The following is a 659-nucleotide window of genomic DNA, read 5'->3' on the forward strand; positions in this document are numbered from 1 at the left end:
CGTTCGAACGAGGCGAACCCGACTGGAACCTGCTGGGATTACCGAAGGCCGCCGAACTTCCTGCCGTGCGTTGGCGACAGCAAAATCTCGACAAGTTGTCGGTGAACAAGCGAGCAACACTAGAGCATGTTGTTTTTTCGCAGAATCGGGATTCCCAGCGGGAGCGATTTCTGATTCAAACTCCGTGCTGGAGAACGGGGGCCAGCCCCCATCTTTCCCGCAGCTTCACCATCGGTCTTAGTTCATGTTGAACTCCTTCCGCTGTCTGCAGCACACTCTCGTCGATAAAGATCAGGCGTGCAGCGTCAATCTTGCCTTGATGGGCCTTCCAGCGTGTCCGCTTACGGGCGATGTCGGGACGATCATGTTCGACTGGCAGGATCGTTTTTTTTTGAAGCTCAGCCCTTCGGCATGCACAAACGTCCACACCGCCCGCACATCTGTCTTGATCCCGCGCGCCGCCAGTTCCTGTGTCAGCTTCCGCAAAGTGAATGGTCCCGAGAGAACGCGCTTACGCAGCCAATCAGCATTGGCACCGGACAGAACCGGCTTCTTGTGACCGCCGATCTTGCCGGGCGAAACGCCCCCAGTCTCCCGTCTCAGATTCTTCCACTTCGTTACACAGGACGGGCTGATCTGAAGCGCCTCTGCAATCGAAC

Annotated in this window: 2 pseudogenes; one reads left to right on the top strand and one right to left on the bottom strand. The window is 56.9% G+C overall.

The features are described 5' to 3' along the window. Positions 1-251 (top strand): annotated as a pseudogene (locus tag J6525_RS46615) (hypothetical protein); the annotation flags it as partial. A gap of 40 nt (positions 252-291) precedes the next feature. Here the strand turns inward: J6525_RS46615 and J6525_RS46620 are convergent. Further along, positions 292-659 (bottom strand): annotated as a pseudogene (locus tag J6525_RS46620) (IS630 family transposase); the annotation flags it as partial.

The organism is Bradyrhizobium australafricanum (assembly GCF_020329495.1).
Taxonomy (GTDB): Bacteria; Pseudomonadota; Alphaproteobacteria; order Rhizobiales; family Xanthobacteraceae; genus Bradyrhizobium; species Bradyrhizobium australafricanum.